Here is a 26639-nt window from a genome sequence, read left to right on the forward strand (position 1 = left end):
TTTATTGCTATTATATGGTCATGATATCTGACACACGTATTAATTCTTCGTTGATTTTAGATTTTCCTTTAACTGCTTTATCTAAAGGGGTTAGTTTGATTTTATCATTTAATAAGCCTACCATAAAATTAGATTGTCCATCTAGCAGGCTCTCTACAGCCTTTACTCCCATTCTACTTGCCAATACACGATCAAAACAGCTAGGTGAACCACCACGTTGCATATGACCAAGCACAGAAACTCTCACTTCGTATTCAGACATGTTTTCATCGACGTAGTCTTTTAACTCAAAAACATTTTTTCCAATTTTATCACCTTCAGCAACAACGACTATACTAGATGATTTTCCAGATAATTTACTGCGTCTTAAAGATTCTAACAATCGATCAAGTCCTAAATCCTCTTCTGGGATTAGGATTTCTTCCGCTCCAGCGCCAACACCAACATTAAGTGCAATATGTCCTACATCTCTTCCCATAACCTCCACAAAAAACAAGCGATTATGAGAACTTGCTGTATCTCTAATTTTATCAATAGCATCAACAATGGTGTTTAATGCTGTATCATAACCTAAGGTATGTGAGGTTCCAAAAATATCATTATCAATAGTTCCTGGAATTCCAATAACTGGGAAGTTAAATTCTTGATTAAAGATTAAAGCACCTGTAAACGTGCCATCTCCTCCAATAAGTACCAGAGCATCAATATTTGCTGCTTTAAGAGCGTTATACGCTTTTTGGCGACCTTCTTTCGTTCGAAATGCTTTAGAGCGAGCCGATTTTAAAATGGTTCCACCTTTATTAATTATGCCTTTTACATTACGAGCAGTCAATTCTTTGAAGTCTCCTTCAATCATGCCTTCATAACCTCTATAAATTCCAGCACATTCTATATTATGATATGCACATGTTCTTGCCACAGAACGAATTGCAGCATTCATTCCTGGAGCATCTCCTCCAGAAGTCATGACTCCAATTTTTTTTATGGTTTTTGACATATAAGTTATCAGTTTAAAAAGTAAAGCTACTAAAGAAAATCAAGAAAAAAGCAAGCATTTGTCATATTTTAACAGAAAGCACAAACTATATCGTTTTCGTTAATAAAGAAGTTTATAAATAAAACCTTTTAAGCTTTATAATTTCTTAGAAAAATTAATCTATGGTATCTTTTTTCTTTTCAAAACCAATAAAATCTGGTAAAGCATTTGGCTTATTTTGTCTAGCCTCCTCTTCTTCTTTTTCCTCTGCTATTTTCTTTTTTCCTTTAAAGATAATTTGAAGTAATTCTTTAAAGCTATCAAAATCGACATTGTAAGCAATACCTAGTCCTTGAGTATAACCTATTTCTTCTCCGAAATTTCTAATACTATTTTCTCTATTAAACACTTTAGCTGTAAATGTGCCTTCTTCGTTTAACAAAAAGTCGATTTGTACATCTCCTGCAATAGCTGTTTGGCTAACACCTCCAATAGGCACACCAACTTTACCATTAATTCGAATACGATCACTAATGTTGGTTTGTAAAGTAACACCTAATCTATCATCTGTTTGATAATCTGGTCTATTTTCTCCAAGTTCAACATTTAAACCTACTTGTAGTTTATTATCGCCATTAGATATTAAGCCATTAATAATTCCATTGAGTCGTTCTTCAATAGTACCAGTAATATTAAGTTCGCTTAAACCACTAGAAAACGATCCTGTAGCCAAAAGGTAGATGGCTTGATTACTTCTATCGTCTTTAGATTCTAGTCTATAGCTTAACTCAGATTTTACAGTAGAGCTCAAATTAGGGAATTCGAAATTATAATCTGGTTCAGGTTTTTCTAAGTCACCTGTTAAATGGATTCCTAAATTAACTGGTATTCTTCTATTGATTGGAGAATCTAATAAAGGTGAAGGGTTTGCTTGAGTTTTATAAATTGCTTCGATATCAATTCTAGCTTTAAGAGGATCGCCATCCCAAGCCAGAGTACCACCAGGAACAACCGTAAAATCCTTTTGAATAATATCGGCATATCTAAATTTGTAAGTTCCTTCAAAGACGGAAAAATCACCATACATATTAAACTTTCCGTTGGTATTAATTTCAACTAATAATCCTCCTTCTCCACGACCTCGAATAGTACTTCCGCTTTCTTTGTCCATTACAATTTCAATTTCAGCATCTTGTGTCACCTCTAAATCAAAATCTAATTCTAAGCCAGAAGTTTCGGTTGCAATGACTTCACGACCTTCTAATTTAGCTTGTTTTTCTTCTAATGTTAAAAAGTGAATGTAAGAGTTATCGCCAAACGATTCGTTATCACTTAATGGGATTACAAAAGTGGTTCCGCGTTTTGTTTCTCCAATGACATTAATTCGCAATCGGTCTGCAGGACCAGATATGCTAGCGGTTCCGCCGACAAAACCTGTTCCATAATACAGTTCGTCTTCATCTTCGGTTGTATTGAGAACTAATAACCTCTCTGTTTCTAAGTTTAAATCTAAGCTCCATTCACCAAAATTCACATGGCTCAAGCTTCCATCTAACACTGCCTTAGTATTATAAACCGTATCTGTTATATCGATGGTATTAAAAATAAAGCTTTGATTTTTTAGAGATACAGACGATTTATCTGCAAAACTATAATCTACATTTAGTTCTGGAATTCCTAAACCAGCTTGGTTTAATTCTAATTCTCCGTTTATACTTGGCTTATTTAAATCGCCAATCACCTTAGTTGTACCTGTAGCAAAACCTCTAATATCAGTTAAAATACCTTCTAAAAAAGGATTTATAGGTTGCAAATTAAAATGATTAAATTTTAAATCAACATTAATTAATGGAGCGTCTGACGACATATCAATACTTCCAAACGCAGCAAACGATTTCGCTTCGTCATTTTTAATACTTGCATTTACAGCATAGCTGGTTAAGTTTTGATTTCCTGAGATGTTTGCTAGAAACGACCCTAATACTAAATCATTGACTTCTAAGTCATCGATAGTGATTTCTGAAGTAGGCAAAAAGCTTCCGTTTTGTTCTAATATATTAAGACCACCATTTACAAGACCTTTTAGTGATAAATCTTCTATGTCTGGTGTGATTTTATCTAAATGAACATTTTCAAAATTAAGCTTGATGTCTTTATTGTTTGAACCTTTAATAATTCCTGAGAGTTTAATCTTTTCGTTATTATGATTAAGTACAAATCGCTCTAAATTGAAATTTTTAAAATCATTATCAAAAGTCACTTTATTATAATTATCTCTTTTTTCATTGATGTGCCAAGTATTGCCTTTAAAAGTGACATTCGATTTTTTGAACCCAACAACAGATTGATTTTCTTGATTTTTAGTATGATAGAAACTTAAATTATATAAATCGTTACTTTGCTTTCCTCCCTTAAATTCTGAACGCATAAATAAGGTGTCATTCAAGGTCACATTAATTAAATTAAATTTAGATATCGCATAGTATTTAGAGTTTATACTATCGACTTCAACATAGGTATTAAATAGTGGATTTTTATTGTCAACTTGCAACTCAATATTATCTGCAAAATAATCAAGCAGTTCTATTTTAGGTGATTTAAACGTGAGTTTAAATTCTTTTTCATCACTTTCAACACGTCCTTTTATATAAGTATTTTTACCTAATTGCAGTTCAGGCACAAAGACTTCTACAATTTTATTATAAATTTTAAAATTGAAGTCTATGTACTGATTGGTTGATACTTCGTATGGACTGTAATTTGTATATAAACTTCCTATCGCATTTAAAAACAATTCATCAATATTATCGACTAAAAAGATACCACTCATTTGACCTTCAATAATATCTGGAGAGTTGACACCTAAAAATCTTACTTCATTTTCAAACGATGATGTTATGGCAAAATCATCAAAAACATATTCATCATTTTCATTTTTATAATACGTTTTATTAAACTTTATACTACCAACAGCATCATCTAAGCTTGTGCCTTGCATTTTCATATCTACAATTCCCTTAAACACAGAGATGCTATCTTTTTTAATAAAATTAAGCGCCTTCAGGTTAGCATAATCGACTTTAGCAACAAAATCAAAATCATTTATATCTTTAGAAAAATCGACTAATCCATTAAATTCTAAATCTAAATTTTTGTCTTTTGAATCGACTTTTCCGTTAAATATTTTGTCTTCTAAATTCCCAGAAACCTGAATATGCTGGTAGGTATACTCATTATAGGTCAAGCTATATATATCGCCTTCAACCTTAGTATTAAGATGTTCTTGAGTGAAGCCTTTTCCGTCAACATCAAGATTTAAAGATGTTTTACTTAAATTAGTATCATTTAAAAATGCGCCTAAATCAAATTCATCAAAAATTATATTTCCATTATAGATTGCATTATCGATATCATTAATTTTTTTCATTTCTAAATTAGAAATGATATAACCTAATTCTGTATCAATTCTTAAATCAGCATCAATTGTAGAAGATGTGATAAAGGATTTTCCAATAGCTGTAAAGTTTCCGAGTTTATCAAAAATTGAAGGAATTGATTCTCCTAGAACATTTGGCAATAACGCTTTTAAATCTTTATAATTTGAAGTAAGGTTACTAAAGTTTCCATTCATTGAAAAATTATCTTCAGCTGCATTAAATAAATTAACAAAATTTATATCTCCATAAATTCGTGTTCTAGAACTCGTATTTAACCTCAACTCATTAACATCTAAATTGTTTAATGTTCCGCTAAGGTTGGCACTAAAATTTGCACGTTGACCAACACCAAATTCGTTATAAAACGTATTCAATTCATCTAAAGCTATATTGGCATCAGTAAAATTAGCATCGACTAATACTTTATTTGTGAAATCGGCCAAATCTTCACGATTATAAGAAAACTTCACCTGACCTTCTAGTGAAGAATTAGCGGTTTTAATCTTAAGATTGTCTAAAGTGATATCATTTAAAGTATAGGCAAAATTAGAAGACAAGTTCTTCATGACTAAGCCGCGACTATCTACAAAAGCTAAAGTGTTTATCCTCGTGCTTACATTTGGACCTCGAATTAAAAAATCTGTGGCATTAATATCGATATCTGAAAATTCTAAAATTGTTGGTGTTTCATTATTTTCATCAATAAGTCTAAATGTGCCTCCATAAATAGATATATCGCTAGATGAAAGCAGGAAACCACTTTCCTTTTGAGAAGGGTTGTCCTCATCAAAACGTGCAACAAAGACATCTAAATTCGTATCTGTTTCGCCTTTGTAGGTTTTTAAATTAAAAACTAAGCCTTCTAAATCAATATCACCAAAGGCTAATTTACTATTGATAAGGTTCTTAAAATTTAAAATAGAAGTATTCAATTCTACTGCACTAATAAGCGTATCGTTTTTATAATCTATAATAAGAATCTCTTTTAATTCTACATCGCCATTAAACTGAAGACCAACCTTATTAATGTTTATATTAGTTCCATATTCATCATTCAACCAATTTGTTGCATATTTCCCAAGTTTAGTTTGAACAGCAGGAATAGAAAGCACCAACACCAATAAGATGAAAAGCAGTAGCAATACAGCTACAATTTTTGATGCTATTTTTAAAAATTTTTTGATACGTTTTAAAGTTATAACTTTGAAGTCAAAATTAACAATTATTGTGCCTAATTTTAGCTAATGTCTTCACAAAATATTTACATCCTAGGAATTGAGTCTTCATGCGATGATACTTCTGCATCTATATTGCTTAACAACAAGGTTTTAAGCAACGTGGTTGCGAGTCAGAAAATACACGAAGAATATGGTGGCGTTGTTCCAGAGTTAGCCTCAAGAGCTCATCAGCAAAATATTGTTCCAGTCGTACATCAAGCCATAAAAAAAGCTGGAATAACAAAAGATATGCTTCATGCTATTGCCTTTACAAGAGGCCCAGGATTAATGGGTTCGTTATTAGTTGGAACGTCATTTGCAAAATCTTTAGCGTTTGGTTTAAACATTCCGCTAATTGATGTTAACCACATGCAAGCACACATACTGGCGCATTTTATAGATGAAAGCGGCTTTAACAAACCGCCTTTTCCTTTTTTAGCCATGACAATTTCTGGAGGCCATACACAAATTGTTAAGGTGACTAATTATTTTGAAATGGAAGTTATTGGCGAAACTTTAGATGATGCCGTTGGAGAAGCATTTGATAAGAGTGGAAAAATATTAGGGTTAGGCTATCCTGCAGGACCAGAAATAGACAAACGTGCTCAATTAGGCAACCCAAAAGCATTTCAATTTACGAAACCAAAAGTTGATGGATTAAATTTTAGCTTCTCTGGATTAAAAACTGGTATTTTATATTTCATTCAAAAGGAAGTTAAAGCGAATCCAAATTTCATTTCAGAACGTCTCAACGATATTTGTGCTTCTATTCAATATACCATTATTGGTATTCTAATCGACAAACTGAAACTAGCCAGTAAACACACTGGGATTAATCATATTGCTATTGGTGGTGGCGTTTCGGCCAATTCTGGCATTCGAGAAGCTTTAAAAAAAGGAGAACAAAAGTTTGGATGGACTACCTACGTCCCAAAATTTGAATACACAACAGACAATGCTGCAATGATAGCTATTGTTGGTTATTTAAAATTTCTTGAACACGATTTTGCTGACCAAAATATTAGTGCTTCTGCGCGATTGAAAATTTAAAATAACCTAAAGGATTTTTTATTGTTGAAATTTCTGTTAATAACCTTATAGAAATTCATTTTTGCAATCTATAATTTTTGTTTTTTTGTTTTCATAACACTAAGTATGACTACAAATGAATAAACTATTACTTTTCACTTTCTTATTTTCAATTTCGATTTCGGCACAAGATACAGTTACAAAAGATTTTGACTCCATAATAAATATGGAAGACGCTGAAGACTACCTTAAAGTACACAAATCTAAATACAATAAAATTATTGTGTTTAATGAAGAAAAACATCAAACGGCTTTAGCGATCGATTTATTTAATGGAGGCACTACAACAGTCGAAAGTGAAACTGAACGAGTAAAATACAAAGTCATTGAAAAAAGCACTGTCACAAATCATAGGGTTAGTTATATTTTCTTTGATGGTTTAAAAATGACCGTTTCTGAAATTAATGCCTTACGTGATAAAATTTTAGTTAAATATAAAGAAGGCACACCTTTTAGCATGCTAGCAAGTCAATATTCAATGGATAATAATGCGAGTCGTGGTGGTGATTTAGGCTGGTTTGAAGCAGGTTTAACTCACCCTACTTTTGAAAGTGAGATTACAAATCCTCAATATAGTGTTGGCGATGTTTTTACCATTGATATAGTTCAGAAACAGTGGTATTATATTGTTTTAAAAACACATGAGCCAAAGGAAATTAGAGAAATAAAAGTACTGAAAATTGTAGATCGCTTTGATGATAAATAACAGTACACTCTTATAATACAGCACTTTAGCAGAATAATTTGCATAAAAAAACCATTCATTATGATTTTTTAGGTTTTCATCCTAATATTTTTTCTTTCAGCATCATTTATAGTTATTTCGATATGCAATAATGCCTAAATCTATAAATTAAACTATTATGAAAAAAGTAATTTTTATTATTACCTTATTATGTGTTTGTTGTGTTATGACAAGCAGTTCAACTGAAGCTAAAGCTCAAAATGAAAAAATAACTATTTGCCATATTCCACCTGGAAACCCAGAGAATTCTCATGAAATCACAGTAAGTATAAATGCGCTAAATGCACATTTAGCTCATGGAGATACTATAGGAAAATGTAATGGTGGTGGAGAAGAAAAATAATTGTTATTTATTATATAAAAAAAAAGAGTGTCAAATATTGACACTCTTTTTTTTTATACAAATAATCAAGTTGTTATATTCGTATTATGCAATTATTCTATAACTCTGAAATTACCGAACACACTACTCAGTTTTCTTTTTCGAAAGAAGAAAGCAAACACATTGTAAAAGTTTTACGTAAAACTACAAATGATACTTTACATATTACTAATGGAAAAGGATGGTTATTTACTGCACAAATAATTGTTCCAGATTTAAAAAAGTGTATTGCAACACTAATTGCTAAGCAACTACAACCAAAGCATAGATACAACCTACACCTTGCTGTAGCACCTACTAAAATGAATGATCGCTATGAGTGGTTTCTCGAAAAAGCAACAGAAATTGGTGTTGATAGCATCACTCCTATTATTTGTGATCATAGTGAACGAAAAATTATCAAGCCAGAACGTTATGAAAAAATTGTTTTATCTGCAATGAAGCAATCCCTTCATTGTTATCTGCCAAAACTTAATAAAGCGATTTCATTTAGCGATTTTATCAACCAAGAAATAGCTGGACAACTATTTATAGCACACTGTGAAGATTCAGAAAAAATATCACTTAAAAATCATCTAAAACCTAAACAAAATGTAACCATTTTAATTGGACCAGAAGGCGATTTTTCTGTTAAAGAAATCCAACAAGCACTTCAATTTCATTTTATTCCTGTAACTTTGGGAACAACCAGATTACGGACAGAAACAGCAGCTATTGTGGCTTGCCATTCTGTAGCTTTTGTAAACGAATAACTATGAAGATTTTTTTGTCTTTTTTATTTTCTCTAACATCCTTTTGTGTGTTATCACAAGACCTTGCGATTTTAAAATATAAAGGTGGTGGTGATTGGTATGGCAACCCTACAGCTTTACCTAACTTAATCGCATTTTGCAATAATAATATCTCAACTAAAATAGCAACGAAGCCTCAAACTGTTGAAGTTGGTAGCACAGATATTTTTCAGTTTCCTTTTTTACATATGACTGGTCATGGTAATGTGTTTTTTAGCGAATCAGATGCTGAAAACCTGAAAAACTATTTAACTTCTGGAGGATTTTTGCATATCGATGATAACTACGGTATGCAGCCTTACATTTCAAAAGAGCTTAAAAAAGTCTTTCCAAATCAAGAATTAGTAGAGCTTCCTGCAAATCATGCGATATTTAATTATGTTTATAAATTCCCAAATGGCTTACCTAAAATACATGAACATGATGGCAAACGTCCACAAGCCTTTGGACTATTTCATGAGAACAGATTGGTACTACTTTTCACTTTTGAAAGCGATCTAGGCGATGGCTGGGAAGATGAAGTCGTTCATAATGATTCTCCTGAAGTCCGTGAAAAAGCATTAAAAATGGGAGCGAATATTATTAAATACGCTTTTGAGAATTAAATGCAACTCCACCACTACAATACCAATTTTACCAAACGCACATTTCCTATTACAATAATTTGCGAAAACGTTACAAATGCACCAAACATTGGAAGTTTATTTAGAATTGCTGATGCTTTTGGTGTAGAAAAAATTGTGTTTTGTGGCGAACATATTCCGTTAGGTCGAAAAATGACTAAAACCTCTCGAGCTACAGAAAAAGTTGTTAAATATGATGTAAAAACTAATGCTTCAGAGGTAATTTCAACCTATAAGGAACTTGGCTATTATATTGCTGCTCTTGAAATTACTAGTAAAAGCCAATCTATTTATACCTGTTCTTTTTCGAAAGAAAAACCTATCGCTCTTATAATTGGCGATGAAAATTTTGGCATTAGTGACGCTAATTTAAAGCTGTCTGATATTATAATTCAAATAGATATGTTCGGACAAAACAGCAGTATGAATGTTGTACAAGCGACCAATATTGTTTTATATGAAATGACGAAGCAACTTATATAACTGTTTTATTATATTTACAGTATGACTTCAAATCAAATCTCAAACGGCATTTTAAAAGCACTTGGCATTATACTTGGTATTGCTTTGATCGTATTTTTTGTTTATAAAATTCAAGCTGTTATTGTTTATGTAGCCATTGCTGGTGTAATTTCGTTAATTGGAAGACCCATTGTTATTTTTTTAAGACGACGCCTTAGATTCAAAAATGCGCTTGCAGTAATAGTGACAATGATTTTTTTAATCGGATTACTTTTTGGGTTAGTCCTATTATTTATTCCACTAATTGTTGAACAAGGTCACAATTTATCGCTTTTAGACATTGAACAATTACAAGGAAATGTTGAAAACTTATATCGAGAAGCCATTGCTTATTTTGAAATTAATAATATTGATGTTGAACAGTCAATAAAAGACTCTAACGTACTTTCAAAAATTGATTATTCATTAATTCCAAACTTCTTAAATACTTTTGTTAGTGGATTAGGAAGCTTCAGTATTGGCTTGTTTTCTGTACTGTTTATCTCATTTTTCTTTTTAAAAGACAGTCGTCTTTTTGAAAGTGGAATCATGACTTTAATTCCTTCAGGCAATGAATCGCGTTGGAAAAATTCATCCGTTAAAATAAAAGACTTATTATCTAGATACTTTATTGGTTTAATCTTTCAAATTCTAATATTATTTATAATCTATACCATTGGTCTTATGATTATTGGCGTAGAAAATGCTTTAGTAATAGCATTTCTATGTGCATTACTAAATTTAATCCCTTATGTTGGACCATTAATAGGCGTGTTTTTAATGGTAACACTAACTATGACAAGCAACTTAGGCGAAGGGTTTAGGGACGTTATTTTACCAAATGCGTTTTGGGTTTTTGTTGTATTTGCAATTGGACAATTAATTGACAATTTTGTGAGTCAGCCAGTAATCTTTTCAAAAAGTGTAAAATCGCATCCCTTAGAAATCTTTTTAGTAATCTTAATTGCTGGTATTTTATTTGGAGTTATAGGACTCATAGTAGCAGTACCTGCTTATACTGCAATTAAGGTCATTTTAAAAGAGTTTTTATCTGAAAACAAAGTCGTTAAAAAGCTAACTAAAGGATTATAGTAAAACTTTGAATAAAGAGATATTAAATATTGAAATTCAAGATTTTATAAATAATAATTTAAATTCTGAAATCACTTCGCTACTCTTAAAGGGAACCTCATTCTCTTCAGTTGAGACAAAGGCAATTATTGAACAAATTGAGGCTAAAAAAAGATGTAAAACAAAGCTTCCAACATGGTTTAATTGTAATACTATTTATTATCCAAATAAGCTAAACATTGAGCAAACATCATCTGAAATTACAGCGAAATATAAATCAAGTATAATTCAAGGAAAAACCATCATAGATCTTACAGGTGGTTTTGGGGTCGATTGTTTTTACTTTTCAAAGTCTTTTAAAGAGGTGACTCATTGTGAAATAAACAAAGATCTATCTGATATTGTATCTCATAACTTTAAAGAGCTACAAAAAAATAATATTAGTGTTATAACTACAGATGGTATTGATTATATCTGTACATCAAATAAACAATATGACTGGATTTACATCGATCCATCAAGGCGTCATGATACAAAAGGAAAAGTGTTTTTTCTAAAAGATTGTTTACCACATGTGCCTAAGCATTTAGATTTATTGTTTAAGACATCAAAAAATATACTCTTAAAATCATCTCCATTATTAGATATTACCATTGGTTTAAACGAATTAGAGCATGTTAAATGCATCCATATCGTTGCTGTAAACAATGAAGTTAAAGAGCTACTATGGGTTTTAGAAAAAGGTTATGCATCACATGTTTCTGTAAAAACCATAAACATAAAACCATCAATTGTAGAAGAATTCACTTTTCAGCTCAACGAAGCCAATAAGACTGAAGCTACTTACAGTTTACCACAGCACTATTTATACGAACCAAATGCAGCGATTATGAAATCTGGAGCTTTTCATTTAATAACTCATAAGTTTCATATTTCTAAGCTACATAAGCACTCGCATTTATACACAAGTAAAGTGCTCATAGACTTTCCTGGAAGATGTTTTAAAATAGAAAACGTTTTAGCTTATAGTAAAAAACTCTTAAAAAAAGAGAATTTTACTAAAGCTAATATTTCTACACGTAACTTTCCAGAAACGGTTCAGCAAATCAGAAAAAGATTTAAAATTAAAGAAGGAGGTCATATTTACCTCTTCTTCACTACAAATAAATCAAATTCAAAAATTGTATTGGTATGCTCTAAACTAGACTAAGTTTAATCTTGTAAAGTAGGCTGATCTGTAACCAACATGTTGTTCTCGGCAACTTCCATATCATAAACCATACAATCTGCCATATCGATAACAACAGTTTTAAATAAACTTGTTGCAGGAGTTGTAACAGTATAAGATATTCTTCCTGTTGGGAAACTTTGCCAAGTTGTAGCACCACCTCCTGAAGCTATGTTTAGCTCTTCAAATAATAACATATTGTTATGATCATAAATAGCTAAATCTACAGATAGCGTACCATTATTGGTTAAACGTGCTCCGCACACACCAGTACTACAAGTAAATGAGGATAAAGTTTCAGAAGTGTCTTGAGCGTTTTCTTCTGATCTTGAGTCTAACTGTTCAACAGAACAATTAAATAGGGTTATAGCAACAATAGCTGTTGCTAATTGTTTAAGTAGGAATTTCATTTCGATTTGGGTTTAAAATAAATTCGAAGGCAAATATAAAGTAAATTCTGACAAAAAAAAGAAAATTTCAACTTTCTCGATTAACGGACTAATTGATTATCAATTTATTGCATAAAAAAATCCGATGAAAACCATCTGATTTTTAAAAATTATATAGCGATAAGACTACTCTCCCATTGCAGCAATTAAAGCCGCAGAAAGACGTCTATACGTACCATTTTCAAGACGTTCTCTAATAGCATCAAAGGCGTCTAAAGTATCTGAAACATCTTGCAAAGTATGAGTTGCCGTAGGAATCATTCGTAGTAAAATTAGACCTTTTGGTATTACAGGATAAACTACTATAGAACAGAAAATACCATAATTCTCTCTTAAATCTCTAACTAAAGCCATTGCCTCAGGAATACTTCCATTTAAATATACTGGAGTTACACAACTTTGCGTTGTGCCTATATCAAAACCTCGTTTCTTTAATCCAGATTGTAGAGCATCAACTATTTTCCATAGATTTTGCTTCAATTCTGGCATTGTACGCAACATATCTAAGCGCTTTAAAGCACCAACAACTAATTGCATCTGTAAAGATTTAGCAAACATTTGAGAACGTAAATTGTACTTCAAATAATCTATGATTTCTTTATCAGCAGCAATAAAGGCACCTGTGCTTGCCATAGATTTTGCGAAAGTTGCAAAATAAACATCTATATCGTCTTGAACACCTTGTTCTTCACCTGCTCCTGCTCCTGTTTTACCAAGCGTTCCAAATCCATGTGCATCATCAACAAACAAACGGAAATTAAACTTCTTTTTTAGAGCAACAATTTCTTTTAATCGACCTTGCTCGCCACGCATTCCAAATACACCTTCAGAAATAACAAGAATACCTCCTCCAGTTTGTTCAGCCATTTTTGTGGCTCTATCTAAATTCTTCTCTAAGCTTTCAACGTCATTATGCTTATAAGTAAAGCGTTTTCCCATGTGCAAACGTACACCATCAATAATACAAGCATGCGCATCAACATCATAAACAATAATATCGTCTTTAGAGACCAAAGCATCTATAGTAGAAACCATACCTTGGTAACCAAAATTTAAAAGATATGCAGCCTCTTTATTTACAAATTCGGCTAATTCATTTTGAAGTTTTTCATGTAAGTCTGTATGACCAGACATCATACGTGCTCCCATAGGATAGGCAGAACCATACTGTAAAGCCGCTTCAGCATCTACTTTACGTACTTCTGGGTGATTTGCCAAACCTAGATAATCGTTTATACTCCAAGTAATTACATCTTTACCTTGAAATTTCATTCGGTTAGAAATTTCGCCTTCTAATTTTGGAAAAACGAAGTAACCTTCTGCTTGTGCAGCCCATTTTCCTAATGGTCCTTTATCTTTATAAATCTTTTCAAATAAATCTTTCATCTGCTATCACGCTTAGTTAGTAGTTGCAAAATTAGATATTTCTTCTAATTAAACATAATCTTTTTATGCACTATTATTAACAACAAAAAGATAGAAGACTTTTGTATGAAAAGTCTTCTATCTTCTATTATTTTATTGGTCTTTATTTTATATACTGAATGCTTTGTGCTGCGACTTCATTTTTACTATCAAAGAAGCCTTGATCTGCCATCCACTTATCGCTATATACTTTACTCATATAGCGTGATCCATGATCTGGAAAAATAACAACTACTTTGTCGTTATCGCTAAACTCGCCAGCTTCATGCAATTGTTTTATAGCTTGCATTGCAGCTCCAGAGGTATAGCCTACGAATATACCTTCAGTTTTTGCTATTTCTCTTGCAGTATGAGCGCTCTCTTCATCTGTTACTTTTACAAATTCATCTATAAGGTCAAAATCTGTTGCAGTAGGAATTAAATTCTTTCCTAAACCTTCAATTCTATAGGGATAAATTTCTTTTTCATCAAACTCTCTAGTTTCATGATATTTTTTAATCACAGAACCAAAAGCATCAACACCAATAACTTTAATATTTGGATTTTGCTCTTTTAAATACTTAGAAGTCCCAGATATAGTCCCTCCTGTTCCACTACAAGCAACTAAATGCGTTATTTTTCCTTCAGTTTGTTTCCAGATTTCTGGACCAGTGGACATGTAATGCGCATCTATATTAAGTTCATTAAAATATTGATTGATATAAACTGAGCCTTTAATTTCATCATGTAAGCGTTTTGCAACTTGATAATAAGACCTTGGGTCATCTGCACTAACATGGGCTGGACAAACATAAACTTTTGCGCCCATTGTTTTTAACATATCAATTTTATCGGCTGAAGACTTAGAACTTACTGCCAAAATACAGTCATAGCCTTTAATAATACTTACCATTGCTATACTAAAACCAGTATTTCCAGAAGTCGTTTCAATGATGGTATCACCAGGTTTTAAAATACCTTGTTTCTCGGCTTGCTCTATAATGTATAATGCAATCCTATCTTTTGAAGAGTGCCCAGGGTTAAAGGCTTCTACTTTAGCGTAAAAATCACCTTTAAAAGGAGCAGTCATAGAATTTAGTTTTATAAGAGGCGTATTACCTACTAAATCTAGAACATTATCAAAAACTTGATTTTTATGTGTCATATATGCTTTTTAAGCTGCTACTAAAAAAGTAACATAAACCTCGCAAAAATACGTATTTTTTTTTTCTTACATAAGAATTCCTTCTAAATCTAGTAAAAAAGCATATTCTAGCGCCACTTCTTTTAAACTTTCAAAACGTCCAGACGCTCCTCCATGACCAGAATCCATATCAGTATGAAGCAAGATTTTATTATTATCCTTTTTTAATGCTCTAAGTTTAGCGACCCATTTAGCAGGCTCCCAATATTGTACTTGAGAATCATGTAAGCCTGTTGTAACTAATAGGTTGGGATACTCTTGAGCTTTAACATTATCATATGGTGAATATGATTTCATATAATCGTAATACTCTTTTTCGTTAGGGTTTCCCCATTCATCATACTCTCCTGTTGTAAGTGGAATAGAATCATCTAACATTGTGGTTACGACATCAACAAAAGGAACAGCTGCAATGATTCCATAATATAACTCAGCATTTAAATTCGCAATAACACCCATTAAAAGTCCTCCAGCAGAACCTCCATAGGCATACAAATGTTTGCTTGAAGTGTATTTTTCATTAATTAAATACTTAGAACAATCAATAAAGTCATGAAACGTATTCATTTTTAGTTTCAGCTTACCAGCGTTATACCATTCTCGTCCTAAATATTCACCTCCTCTAATATGCGAAATCGCATAGATAAAACCTCGATCTAATAGACTTAATCTTATGCTTGAGAAATAAGGATCAATTGTTGAGCCATAAGAGCCATATGCATATTGCAACAAAGGGTTAGTACCATCTAACTGTATTCCTTTTTTATAAACTAAAGAAATAGGTACTTTTACACCATCACGCGCTGTAGCCCAAACTCGTTCAGAGGTATAGTTCTCTTTATTAAACTTACCTCCCAAGACCTCCTGTTCTTTTTTTATTTCTTTAATCTTTGTCTTAAAGTTGTAATCTATAACAGAACTAGGCGTTGTAAGAGAATTAAAACTATAACGCAAAACATCGCTATCAAAATCTGGGTTGTTTCCTGTATTTGCTGTATAAGTTTCACTATCAAATGGTAAATAATAATCTTCTTCACCATTCCAACTCATTATTCTAAGTTTATTTAGACCGTTTTCACGCTCACTGAGCACTAAATAATCTTTAAAAATCTCAATATCTTCTAATAAGACATGATCTCTATGTGAAATAACATCTTGCCAAAATTCTTTTTCGGTCTGAATTTCGTTAGTTTTTTGCAGTTTAAAATTTGTCGCTTTATCTTTATTTGAAAGGATATAAAAACTATCATTATAATGTGCTATAGCATAATCGAGCTCTCGAACTCTCTTTTGAAAGACCTTAAAAACACCATCAGGGTTATTCGCATTAAGTATTCGATATTCTGTTGTTAGCGTACTTGCTGAACCAATAACTAAGTATTTCTTTGATTTGGTTTTATAAATAAAGGTGTTGAAAGTCTCGTCTGTTTCATGAAACACTTCTTCATCTTTATCTACATTAGTATGCAATCTATGCTTAAAAATTTTATTCGAACGCAGTGTTACCTCATCTTTTCTAGCATAAAATAAAGTTTTATTATCATTTGCCCATGTGACACCTCCAGTGGTATTTTTTATGTCTTCGGAATAGATTTCGCCTGTAATTAAATTTTTAACTTTAATAGCGTATTGTCTTCGACTTACAGTATCTTCAGAATAAGCAGCAAGCGTATTATCAGGACTAATTGCAATACTACCAAGCTTAAAATAAGTAAGCCCTTTGGCCATTTCATTACAGTCAAACAATAATTCTTCAGAAGCGTCTAAGGTTTCTTTTCGACGAGTATAAATTGGATAATCTTTACCTTTTTCAAATTTTGTCACATACCAATATCCATTTAATTTATAAGGCACTGAGGCGTCATCTTCCTTAATTCTTTGCTTCATTTCTTCAAAAAGCAATTTCTGAAAAGACTCTGTATGTTTTAAAACACTTTTAGTATAAGCGTTTTCTTCATTTAAATAATTAATGACATCGTGATTTTCTTTATCATTGAGCCAATAATAATTATCTATTCTCTCATCATAGTGTGCAACAAGTTTTTTGGGAATTTGTTTCGCTATTGGTGGACTGAGCTGTTTTTTCAAATGGACTAATTGATTGTAAAGATTATACTTTTCAAAAATAGAAAAATTAAATAGTTTTGTACCGAATTATAAACTATAAAATTATGTTTGGAGACCTAATGGGAATGATGGGCAAACTTAAAGAAGCTCAAAAAAAAGTAGAAGAAACTAAAAAGCGCTTAGATACAGTTTTAATTGATGAGCAAAGCCATGATGGCAAATTAAAAATCACATTAACTGCTAATAGAACGATTAAATCTATTTATTTTGATGATGAATTGTTACAAGATAAAGAACAGCTTGAAGATTATTTAATTCTGACCTTAAACAAGGCTATTGAAAAAGCGACACAGATAAACGAAACTGAAATTAGCGCAGTTGCTAAAGATGGCATGCCAAACATACCAGGAATGGATATGTTTAAATAGTTGCCTGCTTTAAGATATAAAAAAAGGAAGCTAAACTAGCTTCCTTTTTTTATTGTATTTGAAAAAGTAATTATTGATTAATTACTCTAAATTGAGTTCTTCTGTTTGCTAAATGTTCTCTTTCAGTACAAGATACACCATCAGAACATCTGTTAACTAATCTAGACTCACCATATCCATTAGATACAATTCTTGAAGAATTAATCCCTTTAGATATTAAGTAATTTGTTACAGCTTGAGCTCTTCTTTCAGATAATAAACGGTTACTTTCTTTTGACCCTCTAGAATCTGTATGAGACGCAATTTCTACAGAAACACCATCAGATAAAGCTGGTAATAGTTTTGCGTCAATTTCAGCCTTAGCAGCACCTGTTAAGGTTGCAGAACCTAAGTTCCAGTTAATGTTAAGGTCATTGTACTCTAATAAAGTACATTCAACTTCTTTCCACGTTGTTAATCCTCCTTTAGTTTGTAAAACTTCTTTAGTTACTGTTTTATTTATTGCAGGAACAACTGTTTCAACAACTTTAGAGTCTTCAGTTAAAACAGTTTTCTTAATAGTTGCTGTTTTTTGAGGAATATCAATAGCTCTAGTTGTAGGAGGTGTTACCATTACGACACGTTTCATTGTTTTTGTTACTGCAGGAATATCAACAACTCTAGTCGTTTCAGGAATAATAATTGTTTTAGTAACTGTTTTCGTTTCAGCAGGAATATCGATCACTCTTGTTGTTGGAGGTGTTACCATAACAACACGTTTCATCGTTTTTCTAACTTCAGGAATTTCGATAACTCTTGTTGTTGGAGGAGTAACCATAACTGTTTTTTTAACATTTTTAGTTACAGCTGGAATATCTATTACTCTTGTAGTTGCAGGAGTTGTTACAACTTTTACAGTATAAGTTGACATACCACAATCTTCTCCACCATTAGCATTAGGATCACAATCAGGAGTTCTAATAAAAGTAGCATCAGAAGTTAAGTCTGTAGTGTTAATTGTAATGTTTTGAGCAGGGACACTCTTATAACACCAGTATCTACAATCGTTAGGATCACTAGACTGACATTCAGCAGCTGGTGTATCACTCATCTGCCATTTAGCAGTAGCAGGTTTTGTTTCAATAACTTGATAATTAGGAGAAAAAGATGCAGGCACAACTTTTAATGATGTTCCATATTCTCTCTTTTTATAAGTTCTTGTTTCTGTACCATAAACTGCAGGAATAACTTCTAAACGTTGAGAAGCTTCTTGAGTCACTACAGTAAAATCTTGTGTTTCATATACAGCAGGAACCAATTCTAGTCTTTGGCTCGCTGGCTGAGTAATTACTTCAAAAGATTGAGTCTCATAAACAGCTGGCACTAATTCAAGACGCTGAGAAGCTTCTTTTACCACAACAGTTTCTGTTTGTGTTTCAGTTCTTGATGGTACTTTTTCTAAGCGTTGAGCTGCTTCATTTACTGTAACTACAAATTCTTGAGTTTCATAAACTGCAGGAACAACTTCTAAACGTTGACTTGCATTTTCTACAACAACTTCTTCATTTACAGTAGTGTATTTTGCTGGTACTGTACTTAATTTCTTGTATGCAGGTGATACTTGAATAGTTACATCTTGGTTAACCCAAACATCTGGAGTTACACATCGAACGTAACATTTTCCGGGTTCTGGGTTAGTTGGTAAATCTTGTGCAAACACAGTAATACTCACTATGAAAGACAAAATGGTTAAAAAGGATTTTTTCATGCTTAAAATATTTAATGGTTAAAAAATTAATTGTTATACTCATTTAGACACACTTTTTTTACAAAAGTCACTCTATGCTAAAAAATCATATAAAATGAGTGGTAATCTCTAATTTCCGACAAAATTAATGCTTATCAAACTGTTTGTCCTTTAAAATTTAAGAAGCCTTTAACATTTCGACAAAATGCATTTTTAATCGATAAAATGAAAATTAAAATTTTAAGACCATCAAAATCAGATAGATACAAGCACCTCTAATAGATAAGAATGCATTTCATTAGTATAATCTAAATGAGTAACTATTCGTAGTTTGTTTTCACCCATGTCTATAATACTAATCCCTTTACTTTGAAGTAGAGCTAAAAAACTTGAAGCATCATAATCGTTTTGAAGTTCAAAAATGATGATGTTCGTTTCAACTGGTTCGACAGTTTTGATGCATGAAAGTGTTTTTAATACAGATGCAATGTCTTTGGCTTTTTTATGATCTTCTGTAAGTCTTTCTATATTATGATCTAATGCATATAGTCCAGCTGCTGCTAAAAAACCAGCTTGTCTCATATTACCTCCAAACAACTTTCGAACTCGAATAGCCTGCCTCATAATGTCTGAGTCTCCAATTAATAAAGAGCCTACAGGGCAACCTAATCCCTTACTTAAACACACCGAAATGGTATCAAAAGCCGCTCCATACTGCGCTGTTGTTTCGCCCTTAGCAACTAATGCATTCCATAAACGAGCACCATCTAAATGAAATCCTAGATGATTTTCAAGGCATACTTTTTTAATCTTTAAGATTTCTTCAAAATCCCAACAGGCACCACCTCCTTTATTTGTTGTATTTTCTATCTCAACTAATCGAGATTGACTATAATAATAATCATCTGGATTAATAGCTTCAAGCACTTGATTTGCTTTAAACATCCCTCCTTTGCCATCAATCAACTTACAAGAAACACCACTATTAAATGAAGCTCCACCTGATTCATAATTAAAGATATGCGCATATTTGTCACAAATGACTTGTTCTCCTGGACTCGTATGTAGTTTTATAGCTGTTTGGTTGGCCATCGTCCCACTAGGAAAAAACAAGGCATTGCTTTTACCAAACATTTGAGCAACACGTTCTTCTAATTGATTAACTGTTGGATCTTCTCGAAAGACATCATCTCCAACTTTAGCTGACATCATAGCATCCAACATACTTTGTGATGGCTTTGTAACCGTATCACTTCTTAAATCAATAATCATAAATCACTTTTTGAGTATAAAACTATAAAATTATATCAAGATATATTTTCGTGAATAGTAATAAATCATATTTTTGTTGAAAATAAACTTCACATGATTACATCTGATCAAATTAAAGATCTTAATACACGTCTTACAGCGCTAAGACAATACCTTTGACTTAGATGCTAAGTTAATTGAAATTCAAAACGAAGAAGAACAAACTTTTGACCCTAATTTCTGGAATGATTCCAAAGCTGCTGAATTGACTATGAAATCAATTCGTGAGAAGAAAAAATGGGTAGAAGATTATAATGCTGCTAAAACTTTAGTTGAAGATTTAGAAGTTATTTATGAATTTTATAAAGACAATGAAGCTTCTGCTACTGATGTAGAAACACGTTTTGAAAAAGCTAATACAGCTATTGAAGATATCGAGTTTAAAAACATGCTTTCTGACGAAGGCGACAATCTAAGTGCTGTGCTACAAGTTACAGCTGGTGCTGGAGGTACCGAAAGCTGCGATTGGGCCAACATGCTTATGCGCATGTACTTAATGTATGCCGAAAAAAATGGCTTTAAAGTTAAAGAACTTAACTACCAAGAAGGTGATGTTGCTGGTATTAAAACGGTAACCTTAGAAATCGAAGGTGATTTTGCCTTTGGATGGCTTAAAGGTGAAAATGGTGTACACAGATTAGTACGCATCTCTCCTTTTGATAGTAATGCAAAACGTCATACTAGTTTTGCTTCAGTATATGTCTATCCACTAGTTGATGATACTATTGAAATTGAAATTAATCCAGCCGACTTTGAAATTGTAACAGCACGCTCTAGTGGAGCTGGCGGACAAAATGTTAATAAAGTAGAGACAAAAGTGCAACTTACACACAAACCAACTGGAATTCAAATATCATGCTCAGAAACCCGTTCTCAACATGACAATAGAACTCGAGCGCTACAAATGCTAAAATCTCAGCTTTATGAAATTGAATTGCAAAAACAATTAGCACAGCGTGAAGACATTGAAGCTGGAAAAATGAAAATTGAATGGGGAAGCCAAATACGAAACTACGTCATGCATCCTTATAAACTGGTAAAAGACGTACGTTCTTTGCATGAAACTGGTAATGTTGATGCAGTTATGGATGGTGATATTGGCGACTTTTTAAAGGCATACCTGATGATGATGGGACAACAAACGACTGAAACTAACAATTTATAAACATAAAATGCTGAATGACAACTATTTATCACAATAATCGCTGTAGCAAATCACGCCAAGGATTAGAAATTTTAAAGAATTCTGGCCTAGAGTTTAAAATAATTAATTATCTTGAAACCGTTCCAAATAAAAATGAATTAAAAACGTTACTTAACTTACTAGGTCTACAACCTATAGATCTTATTAGAAAAAACGAAGTCATTTGGAAAGAGAACTATAAAGGTAAAACTTTAAGTGATTCTCAAATAATTGACGCTATGGTAAAACATCCAAAGCTTATTGAACGGCCTATTGTTGTACATCAAAATAAGGCAATTATTGGTCGTCCAACTGAATTAATAACAGATTTAATTAAAACCTAAAAACATGTAATACAGACATAAACTCCCAAATCCCTAACTTACATTATGATTATATTATACCATAACCCAGATTCTTATGAGTCTAACGCCTGTCTTAATTTTTTAAAAAAAATCAAACAGAAATATAAGATTATTAAATACCTTGATAATCCTTTAACCGAAAGAAAACTAAAACGTATTGTTAAGCTCTTAGACGTAAAACCAATAGATTTAATTCGAACTGAAGATGATTTATGGAGAGACCACTTCCATCCTCTTGTTAAAAACCTAGATGATTTTGAAGATATTGAATATATTAAAATGATGGTCGAATTTCCTAAATTAATGAGGAGACCAATTGTTATTAATGGAGACAAAGCCATTATCTGTAAACCTCCAAGAAAAGTTCTTGACATTATAACTAATTAAAAAAAATGCTTCCTAAATGGAAGCTTTTTTTTAACAAACATTTAACCAAACACAACTAAACCATGCTCTACTTTTGCAGTCCTATTGAGAAAATTAATCATGACTAAACATTTATTTACTTTCATTTGTATTGTGTTATTCTCCTATTCTTCGTTTTCCCAAAATGAGGTTAGAGCTACAGGACAAATTATTGAACAAGAAACTCAACAACCCTTAGAATATGCTACTGTTGGCTTTTTTAGTAAAAAAGAAAACAAAATTATAACTGGTGGCATTACAGATCAAAAAGGAAATTTTAACATTCCTGTTCCTGCAGGAATTTATGATGTTTCCGTAGAGTTTATTGGCTTTGGTAAAAAAACACTTCCAGACGTAGACCTTACAAAAAACAAGGACATTGGAGTCGTTTATTTAGCTGAAGATGCCGAAGCTCTTGACGAAGTTGAAGTCATTGCAGAGCGTACTACAGTTGAAATTAAACTAGATAAAAAAATATATAATGTAGGTAAAGACCTAACCGTTCGTGGTGGAACAGTAAGCGATGTACTTGACAATGTGCCATCTGTTTCTGTAGATGTTGAAGGTAATGTCTCTTTAAGAGGTCAGGATAATGTACGTATATTAATTAATGGAAAACCTTCAGGTTTAGTTGGTCTTAATTCAACTGATGCTTTACGCCAATTACCTGCCGAGTCTATAGAAAAAGTTGAAGTTATAACTTCACCTTCTGCTCGTTATGATTCTGAAGGTACTGCTGGTATTTTAAATATCATACTAAGACGTAGTAAACTTCAAGGTCTTAATGGAGCTGTTACGGTTAACGCTGGCTATAACCCTTCTGCTGGAATCTCTGGGAATTTAAATTACAGAACTGGTAATTTTAATATTTTCAATACAACAGGCTATAGTTATAGAGAAATTCCAGGGAATTCATTTACAAATACCACTTATAAATCAACTGGAAATAGTTTAGAAGAAACACGAGAATTTGATCGTGTTCGTAAAGGTTTAAATACAAATTTTGGTGTAGAATGGTATATTAATGATTCTGCATCATTAACCACTTCCTTTTTTTACAGAGATAGTAATAACGAAAGTAATACGACCAATACATTGCTTCAATTTGATAACAACCATGTATTAACTGGTGAGAGCTTGCGTTTTGACCCTGAGTTAGAAGACGATAAAACAATTCAATATTCAACCAATTTTACTAAAAATTTTGAAACTAGTGGACATAAGTTAACTGTAGATTTTCAATATGAAGACAGTTCAGAAGACGAAAACTCTCTCGTTGCTATAGATGGCCTAACTAGCGAAAAAGTAGCCACCTTAGAAGATCAAAGCCGAATTTTATTACAATCGGATTATGTATTGCCTATTGGTGAAAATTCACAATTTGAATTAGGATATAGAGGAAATTTTAATACACTTTCTACAGATTATATTGTTGAAATTCTAGATGAAGACACCAACCAGTTTTTAATCAATAATTCGCTAAGTAATTTATTAAACTACAAAGAATATGTAAATGCTGTATATACGCAATATGGAAGCAAACATGGTAAATTCTCATACCTACTAGGTTTACGTGTAGAAAACACACAAGTAACTATAGATCAGCCTACAAGTGGCGATTTCAGCAAAAAGAATTATACAGGATTATTTCCAACAATCAACTTAAACTATGAATTAAGTGATAGCGAAAGCTTAACATTGGGTTATAGTAGACGTTTAAGAAGACCGCGTTCTAGATTCATTAACCCTTTCCCTTCTCGATCTAGTGTAACTAGCATTTTTCAAGGTAATCCAGATTTAAATCCAAGCTACTCTGGAAGTTATGACTTAGGTTATATCAATCGCTTTGGTAAAATTACATTTAATACGTCTGCATACTATCAACATGCTACAGATGTGTTTAATTTTGTAAGCTTTGATACAGGAAATACAGTAAACGTAAACGGACAAGATGTTCCTGTAATTCAACGTACACCAATAAATTTAGCTAGTGAAGATCGTTATGGTTTCGAGTTTACGCTTACTTACAGACCATCTCGTAAATTTAATACAAGTGCTAACTTCAACTTTTTTAAATCAAAATCTGAAGGTGTAGATCCTAATGGTGTAGATCTTGGTAATGAAAACACAAGTTGGTTTGCAAGACTAAATAGCAAATACACATTGCCAGCAAATATAGAGTGGCAAACCAGTATGAATTATAGAGGTCCTAGAGAAGATGCACAAAACAAAAGCAAAGGTGTGTTTTCTACAAACATGGCATTTAGCAAAGATTTATTTAATGAAAAAGCATCAATTGCATTTAATGTGAGCGACTTGTTTAACTCTAGAAAAAGGATAATGGATACCAATGCAGAAACCTTTACAAGTTCTAGCGAATTTCAATGGCGTGAACGCAGTTTTAACCTATCATTTACATACAGATTTAACCAAAAGAAAAAGCAACAACGAGGTCGTGGAAATGATGGTGAGGATATAGAGTTTGAAGGCTAATTGATTTTTGGGCGTTACTCTCGCAATGCTCAAGTCGCGCTTTTCGCACTACATGGTAGTTTGCTGCAATCGCTAACGCAAAATTTAGTTCATTATAGTATTAACAACATATTAATTAAAAAAAAAAGGGAAACTTAATGAGTTTCCCTTTTTATATATTTTAATAAAAAGACTAAGCGTTACGCTTTGCTTTCTTTTCTTCTCTAATTTCTTTAAAACGTTCTATTGAAGCGCCAAAAATCCAATAAGGAATAACAAAAGTCAATAAAAATATCATTAACCAAAAACCTATAGTTAATATGGTTAAGAACGCTAAAAATCCTAAATATTGGTCAAATTCGAACATAATATATTGGTCTGTTATTTTATTACTATCGCAAAGATAAGTGAAAGTGTTTTTTTATGCAATATAAAATATAAGATTTATTAACAGTAATTTCTATTAATCCTTCATAACTTTTAAAGTTAGTTCATTTAAGCTTCTGTTGTGCAATCTAAAAAAATACATCCCAGAACTTAAAGCACTTAAACTAACGGTTTCATTTGGCATTAAATTTCCTTTTAAAACAACCAAACCATTAGTATTATAAACCTCGTATGCTGTCTGCTCTTTTAACCCTGAAATTTGAATTAAATTTTTAGTTGGATTAGGATAAACTTGCTGCACAATAAAAGGTTGAGAGTCTTCAATACTTAAAGAACTTAAATCAGATAACTTAAAAACCTTACTATTAATGCCTCCAGCAATATAGAGTTCATTATTATGTATCACTAAATGCATTGGTTGGCCACTCATACTAGATAAAAATTCTTCAGCAACTAAAACCGTTGCATTCATATCAATAGTCATCATTTTACGAATTAATGCCATGCCAACAATTAACGTGTCGCCATAAAAAACAAGAGAATAAATATTCGATTCAAACCCAGTAACAACATACTCTACAACAGGACTAGCATCCAGAAGTGAAAACTTAGAGACTTTATTGGCCGAAGCAAAAAACATTTCGTCACCTCGTAAGGCCATTGAAAGCGGATCATCTGGCAAGCCTGTTATTACATCTATTGGAGTTGGACTAGCATCTTGAATGTTAATTTTTCTAATCCTATCAGCTTCAGCCATATATAAATAATCTCCTACTAAAACCAAGGATCTTGGAAAGTTTAATCCAGTAACAACTACTTCTGGACTAGGACTTGAAGAGGTAATATCAATTTTATTTAATGAAGTCGTAATGGCATAATATAAATCATTACCATGAAGATAAATAGCTCTTGGGTAAAATAATTCTGTCACTAAATCTTCTTTAACTAAAGGTGTGACTAATAAATCAACTCTAGATAGAATTCCAGCATTAGGTCCTGGTGCATGCTCACAAATATACATGTCTTCATCATCAAACGCGATTCCTAAAGGATGGCTTAACCCTGTAATAACATCTTCAGTTTGAGCAAACAAACTGTTTGAGAAACACAATACAATTATTAAAAGTAATCTTTTAAACATCTTTTGTAATTTATAATTATTCACAAAAGTAAACCTA

At 32.1% G+C, this 26639-nt stretch carries 23 protein-coding genes; 13 read left to right on the top strand and 10 right to left on the bottom strand.

Features of this window, described 5'->3' with window-relative positions; translation table 11 throughout:
- Window positions 1–10: 10 nt before the first annotated feature.
- Both pfkA and ACFS5M_RS08440 read right to left on the bottom strand, forming a co-directional pair.
- Window positions 11–997: a 6-phosphofructokinase gene (gene pfkA / locus ACFS5M_RS08435; protein ID WP_183487840.1), complete on the bottom strand. Its 987-nt coding sequence runs from the start codon at window positions 995–997 to the stop codon at window positions 11–13.
- Window positions 998–1151: 154 nt separating this feature from the next.
- Complete coding sequence (locus ACFS5M_RS08440; RefSeq protein ID WP_379898542.1) at window positions 1152–5555, bottom strand: translocation/assembly module TamB domain-containing protein; 4404 nt, start codon at window positions 5553–5555, stop codon at window positions 1152–1154.
- Window positions 5556–5657: 102 nt separating this feature from the next.
- On the opposite strand from ACFS5M_RS08440, the gene tsaD reads away from it, so the two are divergent.
- The 8 genes from tsaD to ACFS5M_RS08480 all read left to right on the top strand — a co-directional run bounded on the left by tsaD (window position 5658) and on the right by ACFS5M_RS08480 (window position 12042).
- Window positions 5658–6680, top strand: coding sequence for a tRNA (adenosine(37)-N6)-threonylcarbamoyltransferase complex transferase subunit TsaD (tsaD, locus tag ACFS5M_RS08445; protein WP_183487842.1), 1023 nt, complete (start codon window positions 5658–5660; stop codon window positions 6678–6680).
- Window positions 6681–6795: 115 nt separating this feature from the next.
- On the top strand, window positions 6796–7425 hold the full coding sequence (locus ACFS5M_RS08450) for a peptidylprolyl isomerase (protein ID WP_183487844.1): 630 nt from the start codon (window positions 6796–6798) through the stop codon (window positions 7423–7425).
- A 157-nt stretch (window positions 7426–7582) separates the two neighbouring features.
- Window positions 7583–7807, top strand: coding sequence for a hypothetical protein (locus tag ACFS5M_RS08455; RefSeq protein ID WP_183487846.1), 225 nt, complete (start codon window positions 7583–7585; stop codon window positions 7805–7807).
- Window positions 7808–7893: 86 nt separating this feature from the next.
- Window positions 7894–8598, top strand: a complete 705-nt coding sequence (locus ACFS5M_RS08460; RefSeq protein WP_183487848.1) for a 16S rRNA (uracil(1498)-N(3))-methyltransferase — start codon at window positions 7894–7896, stop codon at window positions 8596–8598.
- Between the two features lie 2 nt (window positions 8599–8600).
- Window positions 8601–9242 carry a DUF4159 domain-containing protein gene (locus ACFS5M_RS08465; RefSeq protein WP_183487850.1) on the top strand — a complete coding sequence of 214 codons (642 nt, stop codon included), beginning with the start codon at window positions 8601–8603 and terminating at the stop codon, window positions 9240–9242.
- Window positions 9243–9743: a TrmH family RNA methyltransferase gene (locus tag ACFS5M_RS08470; RefSeq protein WP_183487852.1), complete on the top strand. Its 501-nt coding sequence runs from the start codon at window positions 9243–9245 to the stop codon at window positions 9741–9743.
- A 21-nt stretch (window positions 9744–9764) separates the two neighbouring features.
- Entirely contained in the window at window positions 9765–10853 is a 1089-nt protein-coding gene (locus tag ACFS5M_RS08475; RefSeq protein WP_183487854.1) for an AI-2E family transporter, read from the top strand.
- Window positions 10854–10860: 7 nt separating this feature from the next.
- Complete coding sequence (locus tag ACFS5M_RS08480; protein ID WP_183487856.1) at window positions 10861–12042, top strand: class I SAM-dependent methyltransferase; 1182 nt, start codon at window positions 10861–10863, stop codon at window positions 12040–12042.
- Between the two features lie 2 nt (window positions 12043–12044).
- Here the strand turns inward: ACFS5M_RS08480 and ACFS5M_RS08485 are convergent, their stop codons facing one another.
- The 4 genes from ACFS5M_RS08485 to ACFS5M_RS08500 all read right to left on the bottom strand — a co-directional run bounded on the left by ACFS5M_RS08485 (window position 12045) and on the right by ACFS5M_RS08500 (window position 17205).
- Window positions 12045–12470: a hypothetical protein gene (locus ACFS5M_RS08485; RefSeq protein ID WP_183487858.1), complete on the bottom strand. Its 426-nt coding sequence runs from the start codon at window positions 12468–12470 to the stop codon at window positions 12045–12047.
- A gap of 165 nt (window positions 12471–12635) precedes the next feature.
- Window positions 12636–13895 carry an aminotransferase class I/II-fold pyridoxal phosphate-dependent enzyme gene (locus ACFS5M_RS08490; protein ID WP_183487860.1) on the bottom strand — a complete coding sequence of 420 codons (1260 nt, stop codon included), beginning with the start codon at window positions 13893–13895 and terminating at the stop codon, window positions 12636–12638.
- 142 nt (window positions 13896–14037) lie between these two features.
- Window positions 14038–15078, bottom strand: a complete 1041-nt coding sequence (locus ACFS5M_RS08495; protein ID WP_183487862.1) for a PLP-dependent cysteine synthase family protein — start codon at window positions 15076–15078, stop codon at window positions 14038–14040.
- A gap of 66 nt (window positions 15079–15144) precedes the next feature.
- Window positions 15145–17205: a S9 family peptidase gene (locus ACFS5M_RS08500; protein WP_183487864.1), complete on the bottom strand. Its 2061-nt coding sequence runs from the start codon at window positions 17203–17205 to the stop codon at window positions 15145–15147.
- Window positions 17206–17288: 83 nt separating this feature from the next.
- Between ACFS5M_RS08500 and ACFS5M_RS08505 the strand changes: the two genes are divergently transcribed.
- Complete coding sequence (locus ACFS5M_RS08505) at window positions 17289–17612, top strand: YbaB/EbfC family nucleoid-associated protein (protein ID WP_183487866.1); 324 nt, start codon at window positions 17289–17291, stop codon at window positions 17610–17612.
- Window positions 17613–17682: 70 nt separating this feature from the next.
- On the opposite strand, the gene ACFS5M_RS08510 is transcribed toward ACFS5M_RS08505, so the two are convergent.
- Together ACFS5M_RS08510 and ACFS5M_RS08515 are read right to left on the bottom strand one after the other, a co-directional pair.
- Complete coding sequence (locus tag ACFS5M_RS08510; RefSeq protein WP_183487868.1) at window positions 17683–19359, bottom strand: OmpA family protein; 1677 nt, start codon at window positions 19357–19359, stop codon at window positions 17683–17685.
- 234 nt (window positions 19360–19593) lie between these two features.
- The gene (locus tag ACFS5M_RS08515; protein WP_183487869.1) at window positions 19594–20610 is read right to left on the bottom strand and encodes a threonine aldolase family protein; all 1017 of its coding nucleotides are present in this window, start codon (window positions 20608–20610) and stop codon (window positions 19594–19596) included.
- A 93-nt stretch (window positions 20611–20703) separates the two neighbouring features.
- Between ACFS5M_RS08515 and prfB the strand changes: the two genes are divergently transcribed.
- From prfB to ACFS5M_RS08535, 4 genes are all read left to right on the top strand, one after another.
- Window positions 20704–21814 (top strand): peptide chain release factor 2 gene (gene prfB, locus ACFS5M_RS08520; RefSeq protein WP_183487871.1). Its coding sequence is split into 2 segments (ribosomal slippage): window positions 20704–20766 and window positions 20768–21814, totalling 1110 coding nucleotides; the frame shifts between segments, so codons are not numbered across the junction.
- A 14-nt stretch (window positions 21815–21828) separates the two neighbouring features.
- On the top strand, window positions 21829–22176 hold the full coding sequence (gene arsC, locus ACFS5M_RS08525; RefSeq protein ID WP_183487873.1) for an arsenate reductase (glutaredoxin): 348 nt from the start codon (window positions 21829–21831) through the stop codon (window positions 22174–22176).
- Window positions 22177–22221: 45 nt separating this feature from the next.
- Window positions 22222–22584: an ArsC/Spx/MgsR family protein gene (locus ACFS5M_RS08530; protein WP_183487874.1), complete on the top strand. Its 363-nt coding sequence runs from the start codon at window positions 22222–22224 to the stop codon at window positions 22582–22584.
- Window positions 22585–22683: 99 nt separating this feature from the next.
- The gene (locus tag ACFS5M_RS08535) at window positions 22684–25095 is read left to right on the top strand and encodes a TonB-dependent receptor domain-containing protein (protein ID WP_183487876.1); all 2412 of its coding nucleotides are present in this window, start codon (window positions 22684–22686) and stop codon (window positions 25093–25095) included.
- Between the two features lie 172 nt (window positions 25096–25267).
- On the opposite strand, the gene ACFS5M_RS08540 is transcribed toward ACFS5M_RS08535, so the two are convergent.
- Both ACFS5M_RS08540 and ACFS5M_RS08545 read right to left on the bottom strand, forming a co-directional pair.
- Window positions 25268–25441: a hypothetical protein gene (locus tag ACFS5M_RS08540; protein ID WP_183487878.1), complete on the bottom strand. Its 174-nt coding sequence runs from the start codon at window positions 25439–25441 to the stop codon at window positions 25268–25270.
- Window positions 25442–25537: 96 nt separating this feature from the next.
- Entirely contained in the window at window positions 25538–26602 is a 1065-nt protein-coding gene (locus tag ACFS5M_RS08545) for a T9SS type A sorting domain-containing protein (protein ID WP_183487880.1), read from the bottom strand.
- Window positions 26603–26639: the final 37 nt, after the last annotated feature.

Origin of the sequence: Lacinutrix iliipiscaria (assembly GCF_042686125.1) — a bacterium.
In the GTDB taxonomy this organism is placed as follows: Bacteria; Bacteroidota; Bacteroidia; order Flavobacteriales; family Flavobacteriaceae; genus Oceanihabitans; species Oceanihabitans iliipiscarium.

Bases quoted from the DNA above. Each gene is read 5' to 3' on its own strand.
- pfkA (WP_183487840.1), bottom strand. From the start codon at position 997: ATGTCAAAAACCATAAAAAAAATTGGAGTCATGACTTCTGGAGGAGAT.
- tsaD (WP_183487842.1), top strand. From the start codon at position 5,658: ATGTCTTCACAAAATATTTACATCCTAGGAATTGAGTCTTCATGCGAT.
- ACFS5M_RS08450 (WP_183487844.1), top strand. From the start codon at position 6,796: ATGAATAAACTATTACTTTTCACTTTCTTATTTTCAATTTCGATTTCG.
- ACFS5M_RS08455 (WP_183487846.1), top strand. From the start codon at position 7,583: ATGAAAAAAGTAATTTTTATTATTACCTTATTATGTGTTTGTTGTGTT.
- ACFS5M_RS08460 (WP_183487848.1), top strand. From the start codon at position 7,894: ATGCAATTATTCTATAACTCTGAAATTACCGAACACACTACTCAGTTT.
- ACFS5M_RS08465 (WP_183487850.1), top strand. From the start codon at position 8,601: ATGAAGATTTTTTTGTCTTTTTTATTTTCTCTAACATCCTTTTGTGTG.
- ACFS5M_RS08470 (WP_183487852.1), top strand. From the start codon at position 9,243: ATGCAACTCCACCACTACAATACCAATTTTACCAAACGCACATTTCCT.
- ACFS5M_RS08475 (WP_183487854.1), top strand. From the start codon at position 9,765: ATGACTTCAAATCAAATCTCAAACGGCATTTTAAAAGCACTTGGCATT.
- ACFS5M_RS08485 (WP_183487858.1), bottom strand. From the start codon at position 12,470: ATGAAATTCCTACTTAAACAATTAGCAACAGCTATTGTTGCTATAACC.
- ACFS5M_RS08490 (WP_183487860.1), bottom strand. From the start codon at position 13,895: ATGAAAGATTTATTTGAAAAGATTTATAAAGATAAAGGACCATTAGGA.
- ACFS5M_RS08495 (WP_183487862.1), bottom strand. From the start codon at position 15,078: ATGACACATAAAAATCAAGTTTTTGATAATGTTCTAGATTTAGTAGGT.
- ACFS5M_RS08505 (WP_183487866.1), top strand. From the start codon at position 17,289: ATGTTTGGAGACCTAATGGGAATGATGGGCAAACTTAAAGAAGCTCAA.
- ACFS5M_RS08510 (WP_183487868.1), bottom strand. From the start codon at position 19,359: ATGAAAAAATCCTTTTTAACCATTTTGTCTTTCATAGTGAGTATTACT.
- ACFS5M_RS08515 (WP_183487869.1), bottom strand. From the start codon at position 20,610: ATGATTATTGATTTAAGAAGTGATACGGTTACAAAGCCATCACAAAGT.
- arsC (WP_183487873.1), top strand. From the start codon at position 21,829: ATGACAACTATTTATCACAATAATCGCTGTAGCAAATCACGCCAAGGA.
- ACFS5M_RS08530 (WP_183487874.1), top strand. From the start codon at position 22,222: ATGATTATATTATACCATAACCCAGATTCTTATGAGTCTAACGCCTGT.
- ACFS5M_RS08535 (WP_183487876.1), top strand. From the start codon at position 22,684: ATGACTAAACATTTATTTACTTTCATTTGTATTGTGTTATTCTCCTAT.
- ACFS5M_RS08540 (WP_183487878.1), bottom strand. From the start codon at position 25,441: ATGTTCGAATTTGACCAATATTTAGGATTTTTAGCGTTCTTAACCATA.
- ACFS5M_RS08545 (WP_183487880.1), bottom strand. From the start codon at position 26,602: ATGTTTAAAAGATTACTTTTAATAATTGTATTGTGTTTCTCAAACAGT.